We start from the raw sequence: 21,987 nt of genomic DNA on the forward strand, positions 1-21,987 counted from the left end.
CATGTCTGGGGAACCCGGCACTGAAGACCGCATCCCGTCCCGGCCGCTCTTTGAACCGTCGCCCCACCCGCGCATGTCTGCGTTCGACCTGCTGTGCTTCCTGGTTTCGGCCGCGCTCGTGTTCGGAGGCTTCTATGTGATGAGCCTCGCCTTCACCTACGAGGAGTGGGGATTCTGGCTGTTCTTCGGTGGTGTGCTGCTCGACGCGCTGGGCCTGTGGATGGCGTTCGGCCTGATCCCGAACTGGCGCGTGAAGCGCGGAGATCGCTCGTGACGGGGCCGAAAGCGGAGCAGGAACCCTTCGGCTACACCATGTGGTCGGTGTTCGCACACCGGACAGGCATGCTCGCGGACCGCGCATACGCGGTCCGCGAAGCGCGCGAGGCGTGGGCATCGAACGATGACGGGGTGACCGTACGCGGCCTGTATCGCGTTTCCGGTCTGCGCGCGGACGCCGATTGGTTCGTGTGGACGCACGGTCCGAGCATCACCGCGCTGCAGAATCGGTATGCCGCCTTCCGGAAGACCGCGTGGGGGCGCGCGAGCACGCCGGTGTGGAGCGCCGTCGGTGTGCACCGACCCGCCGAGTTCTCCCGAGACCACGTGCCCGCATACCTGCGCGACGTCGCACCCGCGAGGTTCCTGACGGTGTACCCCTTCGTCCGGTCATACGAGTGGTATCTGCTGCCAGAAGACGAGCGCCGGGCCCTGCTCATCGATCACGGTGCCGCGGCGCGCCCATTCCCCGACGTGATTGCGAACACCGTCTCCGCCTTCGCGCTCGGTGACTTCGAGTGGATCCTGGCACTGGAAGCGGAGCACCTGCACCGACTCGTCGATGTGATGCGAGCGTTCCGCGGCACCTACGCCCGACGGCATGTCCGCGAAGAGACCCCCTTCTTCACCGGCGAGCGCACGTCGATTGAGGCGTTGATCTCGGATGTGCCGTGACCCCGGCACGCGGCGAGAGTGTCTCCGGCGTAGCCGACCGAGGCGCGTTCTTCTCGAGTCCCGCCCTGGTCCTGAGCGGGGTGATTCTCGGCATCTACGCGGTGTACACCTGGGCGTGGTTCAGCTGGGCCAGGTTCACCGCCGACGTCGCGGCCGCTCTCGTACACGGGGCGGAGCCGATCCTCGGGGTCACGCAGCAGATCGTGCACTGGTGCGCGCCGGCTGCGCCGCTACTCTGGTGCGGCACCGTCTGGCTCATGCACCGTGAGTCCCCGCGTACGACCCTGCTGCGGCTCGTGGCCGGCCTGATTGTGCTCGCCCCGCTCCCCGTCTTCCTCGACTGATCGGAGGCTTCCCGTGCCCGCACGCGTACTCGCCTGGGTCGTCTCGGCAGTAATCACCGCACTGTATGCCTCGGTCGTCGTTCGCGGCGTCGTGGATCTTATCGAACTCCCGCGCGCAGCTCGCGAGAACATGGGGCTCGGAGTGACCTCCAACGGGGTCTTCTGGCTCTGGTTCGGTGTGCTCTTCCCCGTGCCGATCTATGCAGCGAGCGTGTGGGCGGCGCGGCGGCGAGCCATACCGATTCGCTTGCTCGCGCTGCTCTGTGGATTGGGAGTGGTGGCCGTCGTGCAACTCGAAGTGTCTTACCTGGTCTCTCGGCTCGATTTCTTCGCGTAGGAGCGCGAGCGGCCTTCGGGTCATCAGGTAGTCACCCGCGGACTGCCGTAGAGTGTGCGCAACATGACATCAGAATCCGTTGCTGCGCCCGCAGTGAAGCCTCCCTTGGGTCGTCAGATCGTGGTGCTCATCGCCATGATCGCGGCGGTGGCACTCGTCTCGTTCCTGGGGTCGCTGGCCTCCACGTCGAACGTCGAAGGGTGGTACCAGGATGCCGAGAAGGTGCCATGGAATCCGCCAGGCTCCGTGTTCGGGCCGGCTTGGGGTGTGCTCTACGCGGCGAACGCCGTCGTCGGGTTTCTCCTCTGGCGCGCCGGGTACCGCGGCGCGGGTGCACCGAACGCCTCGCGGCGGGCGCTCACGGTGTTCGGCGTGCAGCTCGGACTGAACCTTTTGTGGACTCCGACGTTCTTCGCCGGATATCCGATCATCGGAGCCCCCGCATGGTGGGCGGGACTCGTCGTGATCACGGCACTCATCATCGCCGTGATCTGGTTGATGGTGTTGGCGCGACGTCGCTCGACGGCGGCGACCATCCTGCTCGTGCCCTACCTCCTCTGGCTGCTGTTCGCGTCGACGCTGAACATCGGGATCATCGCGCTGAACTGAGGACCGGAACTCACAGGGCCGGGTGCTTCAGGTGAAAACGCGACACCCGCTGGAACGCGCTCGCGATCCGCACCAGGTTGGCTTCGGTCAGTCGAGCGCCGACGAGCTGCCCCGCGACCGGGAGTCCTTCCGCCTCGGTGAATCCGATCGGGAACGTGATCGTCGGTACCTGGCTCATCGTGAAGGGCACCGTGTATCGGTGCACTTCGGCGAGCTGTTGAGCCCCCATCTGCACCGTATCCGAGGCCAGTGGGGCCTCGTAGGGGAGCCCGGGGATGAAGAGCGCATCGACCTCGGAGAGCAGGTGATTGACCTGTCCCTTGAACCACTCCCGGCGCTGCAGCACTTCCTGGTACCCGACTCCGGAGGTGCTCCGGCCAATCGAGATCAGCTCGTGGAGGGCGGCGCCGTAGGTCGCCTCGTGGGTATCGAACCACGAACCGTGCGCTGTCGCCGTCTGCACGCCACAGACGACGAACCAGTCTTCGTTGATCTGCTCGGGGTCGGGGAAGCGCACCGGAACGAACTCGGCGCCGAGCTGTTCAAGCTGGTCGATGGCCTCCAGCATGCCGCGCCGAACCGTGTCTGAGACGTCGCCGAGCGCCCAGTCGACGTCGAGGCCGATCCGTGTTCCACTCAAGTCGGTCGAGGTCCTGGCCCCGTACGGGTCGACCGGGGCAGCGAGCGACGTCGGATCATGCACGTCGTAACCGGCGATCGCCTCGAGGACGAAGCCGGCGTCGCGTGCTGACCGCGCGATCGGGCCGACGTGGTCGAGGGTTGCTCCGAGCTCGAAGACGCCGAATCTGCTGCACCGCCCCCAGGTCGGCTTGATCCCAGTGGCGCCGTTGGCCGACGATGGCATTCGGATCGATCCACCGGTGTCCGAGCCGAGGGCGGCGAAGGCCAGCCCGCCCGCGGTCGACGATGCACTGCCGCTCGACGATACTCCCACCCACCGATCAAGCCCCCATGGGTTCTTCGGTGCGACGAACGGAGCGGTGTGTTCCCCGTACACGCCCTCGGTCGTGTGTACGCGGCCGATGATGACCGCGCCAGCGTCGCGCAGGCGACGCACGACGGTGGCTGTCTCTTCCGCGACTGCTCCGATGCGGCTCGGCATCCCGACTTCGAGAGGCTGGCCAGCATCCGCATAGATGTCCTTGACCGCGAGGGGCACTCCGTGAAGCGGCCCCCTCCAAGTACCGGCGGCACGCTCCTGATCGAGCCGAGCAGCGGATGCTCGCGCGCCGGCCCCGTCGACGTGCGCATAGGCGCCCAGAACGGGGTCGACTGCGGCAATCCGATCGAGCATGGCGTCGGTGAGTTCGACGGCGCTGAGTTCTCCCCGAGCGAGGAGGTGCGAGATATTCTCGATGGTCTCGTAGTGGAGGGGCTGGTTGGTCATGTGCTGTTCTCCCAATCTCAAACTCGAGCGGCGACGGGCGCGACCGCGTAGAAGCGACCGCGAGTGATCGCGGTCAGAATGATGTGCAGGATCGGGCCGACGAACATGGCCGCGAATGAAGCGTAGTACACGGGGTAAAGGCCGACGAGCCCGAGCGCGCCGATGGCGACGGCGACCACCATGGCGATGATGCCGCAGGGGTTCCACTTGCGCACCTCGTGGTCTTCGTACTCGATCCGGTCGGTGGAGGCGTACTTGAGGGCCTTTCGGCAGATGAAGTAGTCGGCAAGGAGAATGAAGATCCAAGTGTTCGTCATGATGCCCGTCACCGCGAGGAAAGTGTCCGTGTACTGCAGCACGTTGATCGGATATAGGGCGATACCGAGAATCAGCAGGCCGACCATCCAGTAATTCCGTTTGATCGGCCGCTTGGCGAACGCGTCCCAGGTGTTCGCGAACGCCAGTGATCCTGAGTAGAGATTCATGACGTTGATGCGGATCTGAGTGATGATCGTGAATACGACCCCGAGGAAGCCCATCACGAGCGCGAACACGAACCCAGGGTCGGTGGCCCAGAGCTCAGGATTGTCCTGGGTCAGTGTCGGATACAGAGTGAAGGCGAGAAGCGCGCCGAGGATCATCACCACGGAGATCATTACGAGCTCGCCGAACATGATGCCCGCGGTGCCGCGGTAGCCGATCTGCGTGCGAGAGAAGCGGCCGTAATCCGTCGCGAGCAGGGCTTGGAAGACGATCTGCCCATTCACCAGTGAGAACGCCTGAGCCATGACTGTCGGATCGTTGGGGGAAAGGGACTCCCATTGGCCTGGGCCCACGATCGCGTGGCCGTCGGCGAGCATGAACATGCCGACGATGAAGAGCCCGATGAAGATCGGCATGCCGAATCGTTGGAGGATGTTCATCGAGTGCATTCCGCGCCAAGCGAAGTAGAGTGCGGCCGCCCCGACAAGTGCGAAGATGACGCTCGCCATCGGCGAGCCTTGGCCGATCCCGAAGTACTCGCTGAGGGCGTGCGAGACGATACTGCCCTCGAAGATGAAGTAGAAGATGTAATTGATGCCGTAGACGAACGAGGCGAGCGCTGATCCCTTGGCCCCGAAACCGAGACCGCGGGTGAGTAAGACGAGGCTGAGGCCCTCCTTGGACGCGATACGCATGATGAGCGACCCGAGGATCGTCGACACGATGATTAGGTACCCGATCGGGAGCAACATGTTCGGCCACCCCACCAGAAAACCGATCTGACCCCCCAGGGTGAACCAGAACATCGCTGTGACGTTGCCGGTCAGGATGAGCAGAATCGCGAACGCGGGCCATCTCTGAGAGCTGGGCACGCGCGACGTCGCGTAGCTCTCCATCTGATCGTCCAGCGAGGTTGCGGGACTCGTGAATGCGTCTCTCCAGGCCATGAGGTGGCTCCTTCGCCATCAGGGTGGTGGGTGGGATCGGGTGGGAGTGCGGTGCAGGGTGTGCCCGCTAGCGGGCGTCGTAGATCCTGCGATAGAGCTCGACGATTTCGGCGTGCTCGGGAATGCGCGGATTGTTGGCGGGTGAGCCCGAGGCGAGGGCCTGCTCTGCCATCACTGAGAGGGCCTGCTCCCACGCTTCGGATGAGATGCCGAATGCGCGAGGCGACGGTACCTCGAGTTCGACGCTCAATCGGTGGAGCTCGGCGACGAGCGCGCGCGCCGCCGCAGAATCATCGTCACGCTCGGTGGCCACGCCGAGCGCGCGAGCGCAGTCCGCGTATCGAGCGTCGGAGACACCGAGTGAAAACTCGGTCACTGCCGCGAAGAGCATCGCATTCGCCATCCCGTGCGCGACATGGAAGTGCGCCCCGAGCGGGCGACTCATGCCGTGCACAAGAGCGACTGAAGAATTCGAGAACGCGATACCCGCGAGCGTCGCGGCCTCCATCATGGCTGACCGGGCGCCGCGGTCGGTCCCATCGGCGACGGCTCGTCTGAGGTGCTGCCCGATTTGCCGGATTGCCTGCAGCGCAACGGCGTCGGAGAAACCTGAGGCCCGGGAGCTCACGTACGCCTCCACGGCGTGGGTTAGTGCGTCGAGACCGGTGTCCGCGGTGAGGCGCTGGGGCATCGTGAGCGTGAGTTCGTAGTCCACGAGTGCTGCTGTTGGCAAGTACGATGGCCCTCCGCACAACATTTTCTCACCGGTTTCGGAATCGGTGATGACGGTGAACTGGGTGGCCTCCGAGCCGGTACCGGCGGTCGTCGGCACCGCCACGATGGGTAGCGCGGAGCCGGTGTACTGCACCGGGGCCTTCAGCTCGCTCATGGTGCCTCCGCGTCGGGCGAGTACTGCGAGTGCCTTGGCGCTGTCGATCGGGCTTCCCCCGCCGAGTCCGATGATGACGTCGGCCCGGTGAGCGTGAACGGCATCGACACCGGCCTTGAGTGAAGCGGTCGTGGGATCGGGAACCGTACCGTCGAAGATCGCTGTCGGAATGTCCGAGGATGTCAGATCTTCCGCGAGGCGCGCCGCGAGACCGGTGCTCGACAGGAAGGCATCGGTCACGATGAGCGCGCGAGACGCGCCGAGGCGGGCGATCACGTCGTGCATCTCTCGCAGGGCACCACCTCCGATACTCAGAATGGGTGGAACAGCGATGTGTTGCGCCATTGCGGTAGAAACTCCTCTTCGCCGGGTCACGGCAGCGGCCGTGGGGACGAGTTTCAGTCTGCTCTGACAGGATTGCGGTATCAATGGCCATTTCCGCAGACTTGACTGCAGAGTTGCAGTGACGAATGGAGACACGTGCTCGAGCACATCGGTGTTTTTCTCGAGTTGGCGCGGTGGGGGACCCTGCGCGGCGCAGCCGCGCAATTGGGTCTCGACGAGACCACGGTCTCCCGGCGTCTCGGGCGACTCGAAGCATCACTGGGCGTGCGTCTGATGGATCGGGGTCGTGAAGGGTGGCGTCTTACCGAGGCGGGTAGACGGTTGGTGCCGCATGCTGAGGCCATCGACTCCCAGATGATGGCTGCCACCGAGGATCTCGCTGCTGGCGCGGGTGAACTGTCAGGCGCCTTGAGGATTGTCACCTCCGACGGGTTCGGGGCCTACGTTATGCTGCCGAAGCTCACCGAGTTCCACGAGCGCCACCCGGCACTCCGGATCGAGGTCTCGACTTCAACCTCCCACACCGCGGCGACCGATCGAGACTTCGACGTCGCGATCACTCTGGAACGACCTCCGTCGAAAACGGCCGAGGTGCGCGCGTTGACCGACTATGAACTGCGCTTGTACGCATCGGCTCAGTACCTCGAGTCGCACGGGTCGCCTCGTAACGCGACGGATCTGCGGAGCGGACACACGCTCATCTGGTACGTCGACGCGCTCCTCGACGTTGAGCCGCTCCGCCTCCTCGATCAGGTCGTTCCGAACGCCACGGCGATGGTGCAGACGAATAACATCGCCGGGCATCTGACCGCCGCCCGAGCAGGTCTCGGCATCGCTCTCCTGCCCACCTACATCGGCGAGGCCGAGCCCGACCTGTGTCCGGTACTCCATGATCAACTCTCAGTACGGCGTCGCTACTGGCTGACGGTGCCTCGGTCGACGCTCCTCTTGGCGCGTGTCACGGCGTTCTGCTCCGCTCTCGAGCGCATCGTGGCGGATCATCCCCAGCTTCTTCCGCCTGAAACGCCGGATCGCCCGCGCCGGTTGGAGTGAGTATGCACCGTGACGTCACGCCCAACCAACGACTAGGCGGGCCGCTTGCTGCGGGATGAAGGGGTCGATGCCGGTGAGCTTCGCGAACCGTCCGAGCCGATTGGTGAGCGTGTTGCGGTGGCAGTAGAGTCTCGCGGCGGAGGCGCTGACGCTCCCGGTGACGAGATAGTCTCTGACCGCATCGGTGAGCCGTTCCCGTTCGGCCTCTCCGCAGTTGTCCAGTGCGCGATCCACATCTGCGATCACGGGGTGGCCGGCGTGTGCGAGGTGTTCATGGGCGACTCTGGCCCAACCGCGTTGCCAGGTCATTGCGTGGGCGTCGTCCGGGCCGAGGGCTTGAGCGAGAACCCGTGCCGTCGTGGCCGACTCGTGGACGTCTTCGAGGCCGCGGGGCGCCTCGAACACGCCGACTCTATGATCGACGATGCCGCGGGAGAACGTCTCCAGCCGTGATCCGGGATAGTGCGCGGACCGGGTGAATGCGATGAGCGTGTCACCGAGGTGGTGGGTGAGAATCGTGGTGCCCGCCCGCTCGCCCTCGGCGATGAGGACGCGGAGGGCGGGGATGTCGTCTCCGATCGCGGCCACGACGAGCAGGGGCTCGTCGTGGGGGAGTTCGAGGTCCTCTCCGATCTGCGCGAGTTGGACCTCGGTCGGGCTCGGGGATTGGAAGAGGCGCGCGATCAGCCCCTGTCGGACGGACGAGGCCTCCTCGCGGATGCGGTGCAGCTCGGACATGTAGGCGCTCTGCGCCTGCCCCGCATACTCGTCGACAGCGGCGAGGACGACCCCGGCTCGTCGTACGAGGAGAGCGGCGTCCTCGGGAGACGCCACTTCGGCGATGGCGTGCCAGAGGACCGTGAAATCGAGGCGGATGGCGGTCATGAGCGAGGTGATCGGGATGCCGGCCCGCGCTCGAGTCACGCCGACTTCGCGGGCCGCCGGGAGGAACTCCTCGACATCTTCGGAGCGGAGGCGGTTCAGGAGCGCGGCGAAGGTGAGCTTACCGGTGCGCAGTATCTCGGTCATCGGGACGGGCGGAGGGTCGTAGTCCGGCACGGCTCGCAGGAGCGTCGTGAAGCGGTCGGCGAGCACGCGTGCGTCGAGCCGATCGACGAGAGCGCACCACCGCTCGTGGTCTGCGGTGTCGGGGCTTTCCGGGGGCACACCGTCATGATATGTGCAGATGCACTGTTTGTGGGCCTGAAAGAGCGAAGAATGCCCACCTCAGATGGGCGATGTGCCACCTAGGCTCGAACACGTGGGCGAGCCGGCCCGCGCACCGAACCCAGCAGGAACGATCACGACCTCGACGGAGAGACATGACCGAGACGACCCCAACTGCGGCGATCGAATACGACGCCGCACAAGAATTGACCGTGAAGGACGCCAATAAGGTCGCTGTGGGCGCGCTGATCGGCACCGCCCTCGAGTGGTACGACTTCTTCCTCTTCAGCGCGGCGGCCGCGCTCGTGTTCAACGTCCAGTACTTCGCGAGCGAGAATGCGACGGCAGCCGCCCTCGCCTCCTTCGCGACGTTCGGTGTGGGACTCGCCGCTCGACCGCTCGGCGGCATCATCTTCGGTGCGATGGGGGACCGGATCGGCCGGAGGAAGGTGCTGATGATCACGATCGTCGGCATCGGGCTCGTGACCGGACTCATCGGAATGCTGCCGACCTACGCCGCGATCGGCATTGCGGCACCGATCCTGCTCGTGCTCATGCGCATCTTGCAGGGCCTGTTCGTCGGGGGCGAGTGGTCGGGCGCGATGACGATCGTCGTCGAGAACGCGCCCCTTCACCTGCGTGCGCGCTACGCGGCGATCCCGCAGATCGGCTCGCCGATCGGCACCATCCTCTCCTCGGGCGGCTTCTTCGTGATGACGCTGCTCTTCTCGCAGGACAACTTCGACGCCTGGGGATGGCGCATCCCGTTCCTCATCGCGATTCCGATGCTGCTCATCGCGCTCTACATTCGCAGCCGCCTCGAGGAGTCGCCGGTCTTCCGGCAGCTGGAAGCATCGGGGGAGGTCGAGAAGAGCCCGGTCGCCACCACCTTCAAGAACAGCTGGAAGCACATCATCATCGGTATGGCAGCGGCGCTGCTCGGCGTCGGCGGGTTCTACCTCGTCACCGCGTTCTGCGTCTGGTACGGCGTCAATGTGCTCGGGTACAGCTCGCAGCTCATGCTGCTCGGCAGCATGGTCGCCGCAGCGGTCGAGATCCCGGTGCTGATCCTGGGCGGCCGCCTCGGGTCCCGCTTCGGTGCGAGCAAGGTGATCATCTACGGAGGCATCGCGTCCGCGGTCGTCGCATTCCCCGCCTTCATGCTGCTCGAGTCGGGCGTTCCGATGCTCGTGGTGCTCGGCATGACTCTCGCCGTCTCCGCACTGTCGTTCCCCTACGCGGCGTCGGGTACGGTGCTGACCGGCCTGTTCCCCGCCAAGACCCGGTACACCGGCGTGGGCATGGCGCAGAATGCCGCAGGTATGCTCTCCGGGTTCATCCCGCTGCTCGCCACCGGCCTCGTCGCTGCGGCATCCGACCACTGGTGGCCGGCGGCGCTGGTGCTCGTCCTCCTGTCAGTGTTCACCGCCTTCGCCGGGGTCGTCGCGCCCCGGATGAGCGTGAAGCTACCCGGCTTCAAGCACTGACGCCGACCCAACATCTCATTCGCACCGACCTGACAAGGAGCCGCACCGTGTCGCAGTCCGCCGGTCATCTCATCGTCCGCACGCTCGAAGCACACGGGGTCGAGCGTGTGTACGCCGTTCCCGGCGAGAGCTATCTCGATGTGCTCGACGGCCTGTACGACTCGGAGATCGACACGATCGTCTGCCGGCAGGAGGGCGGGGCCGGGTTCATGGCGCTCGCGGAGGGACGTCTTACCGGCCGGCCCGGCATCGCGATGGTCACCCGGGGGCCTGGAGCGGCGAACGCCATGATCGCAGTGCATACGGCGTGGCAGGATGCGACCGCCCTCGTGCTCTTCGTCGGGCTCGTCCCGGTTGCGGATCGCGAACGCGAAGCGTTCCAGGAGTTCAGTCTCAACGGCTGGTTCGGATCGACGGCGAAGCGCGTGCTCACGATCGACGACGCCGACCGTGCAGGCGAGCTCGTGGGCGAAGCAATGCGGATCGCCGCCAGCGGGCGACCAGGACCAGTCGTCGTCGGCCTGCCCGAGGACGTGCTGGTGCGGGCGACGGACGCCGATGTCGCCCCGGTGCTCGGTCAGGCGAAGCCCGCTCCCGACATCGGGGGCTTCGAAGAGCTCACTAGCCGTCTTGCCGATGCGGCCCGGCCGGCCATCGTGGTAGGCGGTGACGGCTGGGAGCGCGGTTCCGGCGCCGCCCTACTCGATTTCGCGGAGCGCGCCGGGATCCCCGTCTTCGCAGACTGGCGGGCCTACGATGCCGTGCCTCACCGCGGGGCCGCCTGGGCAGGCTGGCTCGGGTACGGTCGCGCCGACGCAGTGGTCGCCGGGTACGCCGACGCCGACCTGCTGATCTTCGTGGGTTGCGGGCGGTCGGACGTGCTGAGCGACGGGTTCACCCGTGGCATGGACACCGAGACGGTGGTGGTGCTGCCAGACCCCGATGCGAGAGTGCATGCCGGTCGACTCGACCAGCACCTCATCGCGACACCGGCGACGTTCGCCGAGGCACTCGACCGCACCGACGTCGCGGATGCGCGGGGCTCCCGCGACGACGGGTGGATGCGCGCGTGCGCCGAGCGACAGCGGAACGTCGCGGCGCACCGGCCGGACCGGTCGCCCGACTCGGAGCCGCTCGGTGTCGACCTCGGTGTCGCGTTCGGTCTGCTGGACGACCGGCTCGCCGGCGAAGCGACCCTGACCTACGGCGCCGGGAACGCGACGATCTGGCCGCATCGCTTCGTGCGGCATCTGCGCCCGGCCTCACTCGTGGGCGCCCGGAACGGGGCCATGGGCCTCGCCGTGCCGGCAGCCGTCGCGGCCGCGCTGGTGCAGCCGCATCGTCGAGTTGTCGCCGTGTGCGGTGACGGGGACTTCCTCATGAACGGGCAAGAACTCGCGACCGCCTTCGCGCACGCCGCCTCGCCCCTCGTCATCGTGGTCGATAACGGGGTCTACGGCACGATCGTGCAGCATCAGCAGCGCCACTACCCGGGTCGGCCGTCGGGCACCGGAATGACGAACCCCGACTTCGCCGCGTGGATGCACTCGTTCGGCGGCTTCGGCGAGCGGGTCGACCGCACCGAGGACTTCGAGGCCGCCCTCGACCGCGCGCTCGCCGCCGAGGGTCCTGCCCTTCTCCACCTGATGGTGGACGCGTCCGTCATGCCGCCGGCGTCGGACGAGATCCCGGTCGGGCGACCGGACCACGACGAGAACGGGGAGGACCGTTGAAGATCGACCTCATCATTCGGGCGCACGAGATCCTGACGCTCGACGACGCGCGACCGACCGCGACGGCGGTCGGCGTGCTGAACGGGCGCATCGTCGGCTTCGACGAGGAACTCTCAGACGTCGATGCGGTGCGGGTCGCAGACTTCGGGGAGGCGTGCGTGACCCCGGGGCTCATCGATGCGCACTGCCACACCGCGTGGTGGGGTCTCGGCCTGTCGGCGGTGGACCTCAGTGTCGTGCGCGGGATCGAAGCCCTCTACGCCGCCGTGGCAGATGAGGTCGACCGGCTCGACCGAGCGGGGGACGTCGGCGGTTGGGTGCACGGCACGGGTTTCAACCAGTCGCACCACGGTGGAGCCTTCCCCGATATCGCGAGACTGGACGAGATCACCGGTGACCGCCCCCTCTATCTGCGGCACACCTCTGGCCACGCCTCGATCACGAACACGGCGACGCTGCGCCTGATCGGCGCCCTGGAGGCGGGGTTCGAGGATCCGACGGGCGGGGTCATCGTGCGCGACGAGCACGGGCACCCGACGGGTCTCGTCGAAGAGGCTGCGCAGGGACTCGTGCAGGCGCTTCTCCTGCCGTACTCGACCGATCGTCTGGTCGAGGCGCTCGATGCGGCGACGACGCGCTACGCCGCACAGGGAATCACGAGTTTCACCGAGGCCGGAGTCGGCGGCGGGTGGATCGGGCACAGTCCCGTCGAGGCAGCCGCGTACCGGACTGCGGCGAACACGGGCCGCCTCCACGCCCGTGCCCAGCTCATGCCCGCACTGGATGCCCTGCGCCCGCTCACTGCAAACGCCGATGACTTCCACGGGAACGGCGGAGGTGCAGGACTCGACCTCGGGGTCGGGTTCGGTTTCGGGGATGACCGCGTGCGGTTCGGGCACGTGAAGGTCTTTCTCGACGGGTCCCTCCTCGGGACGACGGCGGCCGTCACGGAATCCTACTGCGGCCATGAGCACCGAACGGGGTATCTGTTGGATGCACCCGAGACCTACCGTGAGCGCGCTCTCGCGGCGTATCGAGCGGGGTGGCCCCTCGCACTCCACGCCATCGGCGACGCGGCGATCGACCTCGCACTCGACCTGATCGAAGAGGCGCAGGTCGCCTATGGGGTGGCGCCGGTGCCGTGCCGGATCGAGCATTTCGGTATCGCACGGCCGGATCAGGTCGAGCGTGCGGCGCGTCTCGCGATCGCGGTGACCCCCCAAGCCGGTTTCATCGGACCGCTCGGCGATCAGATGGCATATCTCGTCGGGGAGGAGCGAGTGGGCTGGCTGTATCGCGGACGATCGGTCATCGACGCCGGTGTGATCCTCGCCGGTTCCTCCGACCTCCCGGTCGCCGACAACAACCTGCGGCGCGGCATGCAGGCCGCGGTCGACAGGCGGACCGATTCCGGCGCCGTCCTGGCGGAGCGGGAGGCGCTCACGCCACAGGAGGCCTTGCGCACGCATACGGTCTGGGCCGCCCGCGCGACGGGCCTCCTCGCCGACCGGGGAACGCTCGAGCGCGGCAAGCTCGCCGACTTCACGGTCTTCTCCGCCTCGCCGCTGACGGCTTCCCGCATCGATGCGCTCGACATCGTCGCGACCGTCGTCGGCGGGCAGTTCACGCACGATGCTCGAGAAGGGACCACGGCATGACCCAGCAGGATGAGGCATTCCTCGCAGATTGGGCGGTGCACTCGCAGTTCGGGGCCGTCGAGGGGACTCACGGTGTCGATCGGCAGGCCGCATCGACCGCGGACGGTGCGCAGCGCAAGTGGTTCGAGCGCTTGCTCGAGTCGCACGGGTTCACGGTGACGCGGGATGCGGTCGGCAACCAGTTCGGGCTGCTCGAACTCGTGCCGGGGGCCCCCTACGTGGTGACCGGTTCGCACATGGATTCCCAGCCGACCGCCGGCCGCTTCGACGGGGCGTACGGTGTCATGGCGGCCGCGCACGCCTGCTTCCGGGTGGCCGACGAGCTGCGCGCGGATCCGGCTGCAGCCCGGTTCAACCTCGCGATCGTGAACTGGTTCAACGAGGAGGGCTCGCGGTTCAAGCCGTCGATGATGGGGAGTTCCGTATTCACGGGGAAGATGCCGCTCGCCGACGCACTGGCGACACGCGACCTCCAGGGTGTCTCGGTGCGTGACGCGCTCGACGAGATCGGTGAACGCGGTGATCTCGATGGCCTCGAAGTCGCCTCGTACGCCGAGATTCATGTGCAGCAGGGCCGCAGCATGGAGGAGGACGGGGTCACGATCGGGTTGGTCGAGGCGACGTGGGCCGCTCACAAGTTCGACTTCCGCGTAACGGGCGAACAGGCGCACAGCGGGTCCGCGCTCATGGCCGACCGGCGTGACGCGCTGCTCGGGGCCGCCCGCCTCGTCGTCGCGGCGCGGGAGCTCGTCGACGAGTTCTCGCCCGGAGAACTCCATACGGCGTGCGGCGAACTGAACGTCTACCCGAACTCACCGGTCGTCGTTGCGAGCGAGGTGCAATTGCTCCTCGACCTGCGATCCCCGAGCCCCGACGTCATCGCACGTGCGCACGCATCGCTCATGCTCACTATCGAGCGGGTGCAGCGCGAGGATCGCGTCGAGATCGAGATCGTCGGTGAGCACAGCTGGGATCAGAACCCGTACCCCGAGGCGGGCGTGGAGCTCGCCCGCCAGGTCGCGGAGGAGCTCGGGCTTGCGAACGACCGGGTGATGACGGTCGCCGGTCACGACTCGACGAACATGAAGGACAGCGTGCCGACGGTCATGCTGTTCGTTCCCAGCGTGGACGGGATCTCGCATAACCTGAAGGAGTACACCCGCGACGAGGATCTGGTCGCAGGCGTCGATCACCTCACTGGAGTGGTTCGGCGACTCGCGGCGGGTGCCCTGGTCGCGGACGCGTGAGACGCGCGGGAGCGCGAGGAGGCGAGGCCGACATGACCGGAGCGGCGCACGGGGAAGTGCAGGTCGAGAACGACCGGATGCGGGTCACCCGCTGGACGATCGAGCCAGGCGGTGCGATTCCTATGCACCGGCATCACCACGACTACGCGGTGATCCCACTGGTGACGGGCACGATGTTCGCGGTGGGCCCTGACGGCGACGAGATCGTCGTCGAGCTGGAGCAGGGCAGCAGCTATGCGCGTGAGGCGGGTGCCGAGCACCGCATGGAGCATCGCGGCGACGGGGAGCCGATCGTCTTCGTGGAGGTCGAACGGCTCGACTGAGGCCTGCTGCGACGGCTGTCAGGCGGCCCAGATCGGTTCGGGGCGCGAGGCGAGGAGGCGCACGGTGTAGGGGTCTTCTGGTGCGCCGAGGATCCGCGCGGTGCGGCCCTGCTCGACGACCCGGCCGCGCTGCATCACGAGCGTGTGCTCGCAGACCTGCGAGACGACGGCGAGGTCGTGGGTGACGAACACGATCGTGAGTCCCAGCTGCTCGCGCACTTCTTCGACGAGGGCGAGCACCTGAGCCTGGACCGAGACGTCGAGCGCGCTGGTCGCCTCGTCGAGCACGAGCATGGTGGGTTCTGCGGCCAGCGCCTTCGCGATCGCGACGCGCTGCCGCTGGCCGCCCGAGAGCGCTCGCGGTCGAGCGGGCAGGTGCTCGTGGCGAATCCCGACCCGCTCGAGCAGCGCTCCCGCTTCTCGCTCAGCGGTGGAACGGTCGAGCCCGCGGTGCAGCCGAATGACGTCGGATACCGATCTGCCGACCGGGACGCGCGGGTCGAGCGACAGATAGGGATCCTGGAAGACCATCTGCGTGTGCGCGGCGAACGCGCGCCGCTCCGCAGCTTTCAGCGGGCGGTCCGGTCGCGTGACGCCGTCGATCTCGAGGGTGCCGGCGTCTGCCTGCTCGAGTCCGACGAGGATCCGGGCGAGCGTTGACTTGCCCGACCCCGATTCGCCGACGATGCCGAGCGACCCGCCCCGATCGAGCGTGAACCCAGCGTCGGAGAGTGCGATGACGTCGTCGCGGCCAGGGACGACGTACCGCTTCACGAGGCCCTCGGCGACGACGGCGGGCGTCCCGCTCGCGGTGCGCGCATCGTCGTCCCGCGCGCCGAGTGGTTCCGGTTCCGCGAAGCGGGTGAGATCGATGCGGGGCGTGGCCGCGAGGAGGTCGCGCGTGTACTGCTGCTCGGGGTGCTCGAAGACCGTCTCGGTCTGGCCGGTCTCGACGATGCGGCCCCCCTGGAGCACGACGGTGCGCTCGCAGAGCGACGCCGCGAGTCCGAGATCGTGGGTGATGAAGAGCATGCCCATGCCGCGCGCCTGCTGCTGCTCGCGCAGCAGTTCCACGATGCCGGCCTGCGTCGTCACATCGAGCGCGGTGGTGGGTTCGTCGCAGAGCATCAGCTGGGGTTCGTCGAGCAGTGCTGCGGCGATCATGACGCGCTGCAGCATGCCTCCCGAGAGCTGGTGGGGGTACTGCTCCAGCAGGGCTTCGCCGCGGGGCAGGCCGACCTGCGCGAGCTCGTCGATCGCACGCGCGGCGGCGTCTCGTCGGTCGAGTCCGTGCCAGCGGATGAGGGTCTCGGTGAGGAAGTCGCCGATGCGTCTGACGGGATTGATGCCGGCGCGGGGATCCTGGAAGATCATCGAGGCGCGCACGCGACGAATGCTCCTGAGCTGTTCCGCGTCGGCGGTGACGGTGTCGACACCCGCCACGCGAACGGAGCCCGTCAGGGAGGCCCGGTCGGGGAACAGGCCGAGTGCGGCCCGGGTCGTGAGCGACTTGCCCGATCCGGATTCGCCGACGAGCGCGACCGCCTCGCCAGCGTCGACGCTGAGCGAGATGTCGTGGAGGAGGGCGCCTCGGCCTGGCACTGCGAGGGTGAGGCCGTCGACGCTGAGCAGGGGGAGCGGTGCGGTCATGAGAAGTTGCCTCCGATGCGGTCGGACAGTTCTTCGCCGATGATGTTGATCGCGACGACGACGAGCACGACGACGAGCGCCGGCATCAGGGTGGGCAGGAAGTGCCCGCCCATGAGCGCGCCGCGGCTCTCGTTGATCATGGAGCCCCAGTCGGCGGTGGGAGCCTGGACGCCGAGGCCCAGAAATGAGAGCGCTGCGAGGTCGGCGAGCACGTAGCCGAAGTTCAACGTCGACTGCGCGCCGACGGTCGGGAAGACGTTCGGGAGCACCCGGCGGAACGCGATCCAGGTGCTTCGGAACCCGAGCACGCGGTACGCCTGGACGTAGGGCCTGGACCGCTCCGCCACGATGAGGCCGCGCGTCAGCCGGGCGATGTAGGGGATGTACGCGATCGACATGGCGAGGATCGGCGCGAACAGTCCCTTGCCGAACAGTGCGACGGCGAGGATCGCGAGGAGCAGCGCGGGGAATGAGAACAGGAAGTCGAAGACTCTGGAGAGCGCGGCGTCGATCCAGCCGCCCCGCCACCCGGCCGTGAGGCCGAGCGCGATACCGACGACGGTCGACGCGATGACGACGATGAGCGGGCCGATGAGGGACGTGCGGGCGCCGAACATGAGCCGGGTGAGCAGGTCGCGGCCCAGCGCGTCGGTGCCGAGCCAGTGCGCGAGCGACGGGCCGGAGAGCACGCTTTGCAGATCGACGTAGTCGGGGTCGTACGGTGCGATGAGCGGTGCGAACGCGGCTGCGAGAACGACGACGGAGGCGAACCCGAGAGCGATCAGCCCGAGCGGGGTGAGCAGGGCCCGGCGGCGCGGTCTCGGGGGCACGACGAGCGCCTGCGTGCCGGTGAGGGGGGCGATGCTCATCGGGTCTCCGTTCCTGCGGCGATCCTCGGATCGATCAGCGGTTGAATGATGTCGACGATGGTGTTGACCGTCACGAAGGCGATGACGACGACGAGCACGATGGCCTGGACGACCGGGAAGTCGAGCCGGTCGACCGACTGCACGAGGAGGGAACCGATGCCGGCGAGCCCGAAAGTCTGCTCCACGATCGCGCTGGAGACGAGGAGCCCGGCGACGAGCACGCCGCTCACCAGCAGAATCGGGCTGATCGCGTTGCGGAGCACGTGCCGCAGCACGACCGACGGGCGTGTGAGACCGCGGCTTGTCGCGACCTCGACGTGCTCGCGGACGAACTGCTCGTTCATCGATGATCGGGTGACCCGCGTGACGAGCGCGACGAACGTGAGGCCGAGCGCGAGGGCAGGGAGGATGAGGTGCACGAACCGGTCGAGCCCCTCGTCGCCGCTGCCGAACGAGGGGAACCATCCCAGTTGCACTGCGAAGATCGCGATGAGCAGGATCGCGATGACGAAGGACGGGATCGCGCCGAGCGCCGTGGAGACGACGAGGATCACCCGGTCCGTGGGGCGCCCCCGTCTGAGGCTCGCGAGCACGCCGGCGGCGAGACCCAGTACGACGATGAAGACGGCGGCGAGCGCGACGAGCTCGAGGGTGACCGGCAGCCGCTGCAGGAGCACGGTGGAGACGTCGTCGCGGTACTGGAGGGAGCGGCCGAAGTCGCCCTGGAGGATCCCTCCGGCCCAGTTTAGGTACTGCTGGAGGGGAGGGAGGTCGAGCCCGTACTGGCGAGTGACCTCGGCGATGGCCTCCTCGCTCGGGCTGCGTCCGCGGAGGAGGAAGCGGGCGGGGTCTCCCGGCACGACGAAGCGCGAGAAGAACACGACGAGGGAGGCGGCGACGAGGGTCAGTGCGAGGCCGATCACACGCCCCGCGATGAAGCGGGCGGTGCGCCGCCAGCGTCCGGATGGTCGGGTCGGTCGGTCCTCTCGGATGCGCACCGCTCGCGTGGAAGTCTCGGTCACTGCTCGGCCCTCCCGATCTTCGCGGCCCAGGGGAAGTAGAGGTAGTTGATGGACGGATCGACGCCGGTGATGCGATCGCCCATCCAGACGGTCGCGGGCAGATCGAAGAGGGGGATCCACGGCAGCTGGTCGGTCGCGATGCGCTGCGCGTCCGCCGCGAGGGCGAAGCGTTCGTCGGCGTCGAGCGTGGCGACGGCGCGGTTCACGACGTCGTCGAACTCGGGGTCCGACCACTTGCCGTAGTTCGAGAACTCGTCGGTCCGCAAGACGGAGTACATCTCGAGGGGATCGGTGCTCGAGAGGTACCAGAGGGTCGTGAACATGTCGACGCCCTCGATTGCGGCCGGGTCGGAGAACAGCAGTGTGTAGGCGTTCTGGGAGCGCGTGTCGATCTCGATGTCGAGCCCGATCTCCTTGCCGGCTGACGCCATCGCCTGCGAGACGACATCGAACGAGGGGTCGAGGGACGAGGTCGCGAAGACGATCCGCTCGCCCTCTGCGCCGGCCTCGCGGACGAGTTCGCGGGCCTCCTCGAGGTCGTAGTCGTAGTGGGCGATGTCGTCGAAAGCGCGCGCGCGGGTCGCGTCGTCGGCGTCTCGCCACACCGACTCGGGGGTCAGGGAGTCGGTGGGGGTGCCGTAGCCCTGCACGGCCGCTTGCGCGAGCGCCTCACGGTCGAGCGCCAGCGCGAGGGCGCGCCTGACGCGGACGTCACCGAGTGGACCCTCCATGTCTGAGATGACGATGCTCTGCACCGTCGCATTGGTGCCGAAGTACACGTTGCCGGTGTCGCTCGCGCGCATCGGGTCGATGGCGTTGGTCGGGATCGTCCACGCGCCGTCGATTTCACCGGTCTGGAGCGCGTTGACGCGGGCGTTCGCGTCGTTGAGGATCACGAACTCGACCTCGTCAGCGCGTGCGCGCAGGTCGGGGTCCCAGTAATCGTCGAATCGGGACATCGTGATCGACTCGCCCGACCGCCACTCCTCGAACTGGAAGGGGCCCGTGCAGTTCACGCCGGTCGACTGGTTGCCGTAGTCGGGGCCGGCCTCCTCAGTGCTGGCCGCCGACTGCACCACGCCTGGCGCCGCGGACATGAGCTGGTTGAACTGCGAGTCGGGCTCTGTGGTGCGGACCGTCACCTCGTGCTCGCCGGTCTGCTCGACCGACGCCACGTTCTGGAATGTGCTGTACCAGAACGACCCCACCTCGGGGTCGAGGTGACGCTGCAGCGAGACGACGACATCGTGGGGTGTCATCGTCGTCCCGTCGTGGAACTGCACGCCCTCCCGGATCGTGTAGACCCAGGTCAGCGGATCGGGGTTCTCGAAGCTGGTCGCGAGGCCTGGCGAGACGGAGAGGTCGGCGTTCCAGCGGAGCAGGGACTCGCACATGTTCGAGAGCACCGTATTGTCGGCGTAGTCGAACGCGTACGCCGGATCGAGGGAGAACGGCTCGGTCGTGAGTGCCCAGGTGAACCGGTCGATGTCTCCGGCCGGCGCGGGGGTCTCGGCCGTCAGCTCGAAGGTGCCGGCGTGCTGCCCGATGGCGCTCTGCCCGCAGCCGGACAGCGCGAGAACCCCGACGAGGCTCACGGCGACGGCGATGCCGGTACGCGGGCGGCGGAGCGCGCCGTTCCGCCGCTTCACGCCGCGCCCCCGCGACGGAACAGGCGTTCGCCGCCGACCCAGGTCTCATCAACCCGAGCGTCATGCAGCTGCTCGGGTGGGAGGTCGAAGAGGTTGCGATCGATAACCGCGAAGTCGGCGTACGCTCCGGGCACGAGCCGGCCCGTGACGTGGTCGAGGTGATTCACGTAGGCGGTGCCCTGTGTGTAGGCGTCGAGCGCCTGTGCGAGGGTGAGGCGCTGCCGGTCAGGGCCGAGCGGACGGTGGTGCTCGCCCGGGCCGACGCGGTTCACCGCGACGTGGATCGCCTGGATCGGGTCGGGGCTCGATACGGACCAGTCGCTTCCCGCCGCGAGTCGGGCTCCCGAGGCCGAGAGTTCGCCGAAGGGGTAGTGGTGCTCTTCCGCGTCCGCGGCCATGAAGGGCAGGGTGAGCTCGTCGAGCTGATCCTCGTGGCACGCCCACAGCGCCTGGATGTTGGCGGTGGCACCGAGGGGCGCGAAGCGCGCGACGTCAGCCGACCGCACCACCTGCAGATGCGCGAGGTGGTGACGCCGGTCGCCCGGCCCGTTCTCGTGCAGCGCGCGCTCGACGGCGTCGAGCGCGTCGGTGACCGCTCGATCGCCGAGCGCGTGGAAGTGCACCTGCATGCCCTCGCGGTCGAGTTCGGACACGAACGCCGCCATGTCGGCGGGATCGAAGAAGGAGATCCCGCGGTTGTCGGTGGGGCGGCCGTGGTGATCGCGGTAGCACTCGTGCATCGCGGCGGTGAAGTTCTCGGCGACGCCGTCGACCATGACCTTCACTGACGCGAGGGAGAAGCGATCCGGATCGCACGAGGCGGCCGCCTCGTCGCGGCGCGCAAGGATTCCGGCGAGCTGGGCGTCTCCGTCCTCCCGATTCCACCACTGCGCGCCGCGAACCCGAACCTTGAGCGCTCCCTCGCGCACCGCCCTGAAGTAGACGGGAACGGTGTCAGGACTCCCCATGAACTCGCCGACGGCCGCGTCCTGCCAGGCCGTGATGCCGAATCCCAGCAGGTGCTCCTGCGCGGCGAGGAGGCCGGCGTACGCCTCGTCTTCGGTCGCCATCGGGCGGACCGTGTTGAAGAGGTTCATCGCCCCCTCGTGCGCCGTGCCCGCTGGGAATCCGTCGGACTCGCGCTCGAGACGGCCGTCGGAGGGATCGGGCGTCTCACCGTCGACGCCCGCGAGGTCGAGCGCCCGGGTGTTGACCCACGCCCCGTGGTGATCGCGGTTCTCCAGGAACACGGGCCGGTCGGGCACGACGGCATCCAGCATGCCGCGCGTCGGGGTGCCACCAGGGAACGCATCCATCGACCAGCCGGCGCCGACGATCCAGTCGAGCTCCGGGTGGGCGTCCGCGTACGCGGCGACCGCGGCCACGGTCTCATCGGCTGTCGAGCACGCGGAGAGATCGCAACCGAGCAGCTCCATGCCCGCGAGGATCGGGTGGATGTGCGCATCCTGGAACCCCGGGGTCACGAGGCGACCGTCGAGATCGATGCGCAGGTGCGCGCCGGGGGCGAGCCTGGCGACCTCTTCGTCGTCCGTGCTCAGGACGCGTCCGTCCAGGATCGCGAGGCCCCCTCGCCGCGGGGCGGCGTCGCATCCGGTGTAGACCCAGCCGTTCTCGAGCACCACATCGGCGCGGGTGCGGTCGGTGGTCGGGGCAGTGGACATGGGGCCTCCTCGGAACGGCTCATCGTTGATCCGTGAAGCACACACTAGGCGTGTGTCAACACGTATGTCAACAGCGATGACATTCGTGTTGACCCCAAATCCGATCCCGGGTCTAGACTGGCGGGAGTCCTCCA

The 21,987-nt window shown here is 67.6% G+C and carries 20 protein-coding genes; 11 read left to right on the forward strand and 9 right to left on the reverse strand.

All coding sequences use genetic code 11. From position 1 onward, the window contains the following. Position 1: 1 nt before the first annotated feature. The 5 genes from K8P10_RS00770 (at position 2) to K8P10_RS00790 (ending at position 2,241) form a co-directional block, all read left to right on the forward strand. A complete protein-coding gene (locus K8P10_RS00770; RefSeq protein WP_224779903.1) occupies positions 2-274 on the forward strand; it encodes a hypothetical protein in 273 nt (90 codons plus the stop codon). 38 nt (positions 275-312) lie between these two features. Then, entirely contained in the window at positions 313-951 is a 639-nt protein-coding gene (gene hemQ / locus K8P10_RS00775; RefSeq protein ID WP_370631995.1) for a hydrogen peroxide-dependent heme synthase, read from the forward strand. Next, the gene (locus tag K8P10_RS00780; RefSeq protein WP_224779905.1) at positions 948-1,295 is read left to right on the forward strand and encodes a hypothetical protein; all 348 of its coding nucleotides are present in this window, start codon (positions 948-950) and stop codon (positions 1,293-1,295) included. The genes hemQ and K8P10_RS00780 overlap by 4 nt, the downstream gene beginning before the upstream one ends. Before the next feature lie 13 nt (positions 1,296-1,308). Then, positions 1,309-1,632: a hypothetical protein gene (locus K8P10_RS00785; RefSeq protein ID WP_224779906.1), complete on the forward strand. Its 324-nt coding sequence runs from the start codon at positions 1,309-1,311 to the stop codon at positions 1,630-1,632. A gap of 63 nt (positions 1,633-1,695) precedes the next feature. Then, the gene (locus K8P10_RS00790) at positions 1,696-2,241 is read left to right on the forward strand and encodes a TspO/MBR family protein (protein ID WP_224779907.1); all 546 of its coding nucleotides are present in this window, start codon (positions 1,696-1,698) and stop codon (positions 2,239-2,241) included. A gap of 10 nt (positions 2,242-2,251) precedes the next feature. Here the strand turns inward: K8P10_RS00790 and K8P10_RS00795 are convergent, their stop codons facing one another. The 3 genes from K8P10_RS00795 to K8P10_RS00805 all read right to left on the reverse strand — a co-directional run bounded on the left by K8P10_RS00795 (position 2,252) and on the right by K8P10_RS00805 (position 6,313). Beyond that, entirely contained in the window at positions 2,252-3,649 is a 1,398-nt protein-coding gene (locus K8P10_RS00795) for an amidase (RefSeq protein WP_224779908.1), read from the reverse strand. Between the two features lie 17 nt (positions 3,650-3,666). Next, entirely contained in the window at positions 3,667-5,079 is a 1,413-nt protein-coding gene (locus tag K8P10_RS00800; protein ID WP_224779909.1) for a cytosine permease, read from the reverse strand. 67 nt (positions 5,080-5,146) lie between these two features. After that, the gene (locus K8P10_RS00805; RefSeq protein WP_224779910.1) at positions 5,147-6,313 is read right to left on the reverse strand and encodes an iron-containing alcohol dehydrogenase; all 1,167 of its coding nucleotides are present in this window, start codon (positions 6,311-6,313) and stop codon (positions 5,147-5,149) included. Between the two features lie 135 nt (positions 6,314-6,448). Here K8P10_RS00805 and K8P10_RS00810 point away from each other — a divergent pair, with 135 nt between their 5' ends. Then, a complete protein-coding gene (locus K8P10_RS00810; protein WP_224779911.1) occupies positions 6,449-7,366 on the forward strand; it encodes a LysR family transcriptional regulator in 918 nt (305 codons plus the stop codon). Between the two features lie 15 nt (positions 7,367-7,381). Here K8P10_RS00810 and K8P10_RS00815 read toward each other — a convergent pair whose 3' ends face one another. Continuing rightward, the gene (locus K8P10_RS00815) at positions 7,382-8,533 is read right to left on the reverse strand and encodes a helix-turn-helix domain-containing protein (protein ID WP_224779912.1); all 1,152 of its coding nucleotides are present in this window, start codon (positions 8,531-8,533) and stop codon (positions 7,382-7,384) included. A 155-nt stretch (positions 8,534-8,688) separates the two neighbouring features. Here K8P10_RS00815 and K8P10_RS00820 point away from each other — a divergent pair, with 155 nt between their 5' ends. From K8P10_RS00820 to K8P10_RS00840, 5 genes are read left to right on the forward strand one after another with little or no spacing between them, the layout of a single operon-like run. Further along, a complete protein-coding gene (locus tag K8P10_RS00820; RefSeq protein WP_224779913.1) occupies positions 8,689-10,020 on the forward strand; it encodes an MFS transporter in 1,332 nt (443 codons plus the stop codon). A 47-nt stretch (positions 10,021-10,067) separates the two neighbouring features. Continuing rightward, entirely contained in the window at positions 10,068-11,753 is a 1,686-nt protein-coding gene (locus tag K8P10_RS00825) for a thiamine pyrophosphate-dependent enzyme (protein ID WP_224779914.1), read from the forward strand. Next, positions 11,750-13,411, forward strand: coding sequence for an amidohydrolase (locus tag K8P10_RS00830; RefSeq protein ID WP_224779915.1), 1,662 nt, complete (start codon positions 11,750-11,752; stop codon positions 13,409-13,411). The genes K8P10_RS00825 and K8P10_RS00830 overlap by 4 nt, the downstream gene beginning before the upstream one ends. Then, a complete protein-coding gene (locus K8P10_RS00835) occupies positions 13,408-14,658 on the forward strand; it encodes a M20 family metallo-hydrolase (protein ID WP_224779916.1) in 1,251 nt (416 codons plus the stop codon). The genes K8P10_RS00830 and K8P10_RS00835 overlap by 4 nt, the downstream gene beginning before the upstream one ends. A gap of 32 nt (positions 14,659-14,690) precedes the next feature. After that, a complete protein-coding gene (locus tag K8P10_RS00840) occupies positions 14,691-14,981 on the forward strand; it encodes a cupin domain-containing protein (RefSeq protein ID WP_224779917.1) in 291 nt (96 codons plus the stop codon). An 18-nt stretch (positions 14,982-14,999) separates the two neighbouring features. On the opposite strand, the gene K8P10_RS00845 is transcribed toward K8P10_RS00840, so the two are convergent. The 5 genes from K8P10_RS00845 to K8P10_RS00865 are packed head-to-tail and all read right to left on the reverse strand — an operon-like array spanning position 15,000 to position 21,853. Beyond that, positions 15,000-16,631: an ABC transporter ATP-binding protein gene (locus tag K8P10_RS00845; RefSeq protein WP_224779918.1), complete on the reverse strand. Its 1,632-nt coding sequence runs from the start codon at positions 16,629-16,631 to the stop codon at positions 15,000-15,002. Then, on the reverse strand, positions 16,628-17,500 hold the full coding sequence (locus K8P10_RS00850) for an ABC transporter permease (RefSeq protein ID WP_224779919.1): 873 nt from the start codon (positions 17,498-17,500) through the stop codon (positions 16,628-16,630). The genes K8P10_RS00845 and K8P10_RS00850 overlap by 4 nt, the downstream gene beginning before the upstream one ends. Further along, complete coding sequence (locus K8P10_RS00855) at positions 17,497-18,522, reverse strand: ABC transporter permease (protein ID WP_224779920.1); 1,026 nt, start codon at positions 18,520-18,522, stop codon at positions 17,497-17,499. The genes K8P10_RS00850 and K8P10_RS00855 overlap by 4 nt, the downstream gene beginning before the upstream one ends. Then, a complete protein-coding gene (locus K8P10_RS00860; RefSeq protein ID WP_224779921.1) occupies positions 18,519-20,171 on the reverse strand; it encodes an ABC transporter substrate-binding protein in 1,653 nt (550 codons plus the stop codon). The genes K8P10_RS00855 and K8P10_RS00860 overlap by 4 nt, the downstream gene beginning before the upstream one ends. Beyond that, positions 20,168-21,853: an amidohydrolase gene (locus tag K8P10_RS00865; RefSeq protein ID WP_224779922.1), complete on the reverse strand. Its 1,686-nt coding sequence runs from the start codon at positions 21,851-21,853 to the stop codon at positions 20,168-20,170. Before K8P10_RS00865 ends, K8P10_RS00860 begins: the two co-directional genes overlap by 4 nt. Positions 21,854-21,987: the final 134 nt, after the last annotated feature.

Source organism: Leucobacter sp. Psy1, from assembly GCF_020096995.1.
Lineage (GTDB): Bacteria > Actinomycetota > Actinomycetes > Actinomycetales > Microbacteriaceae > Leucobacter.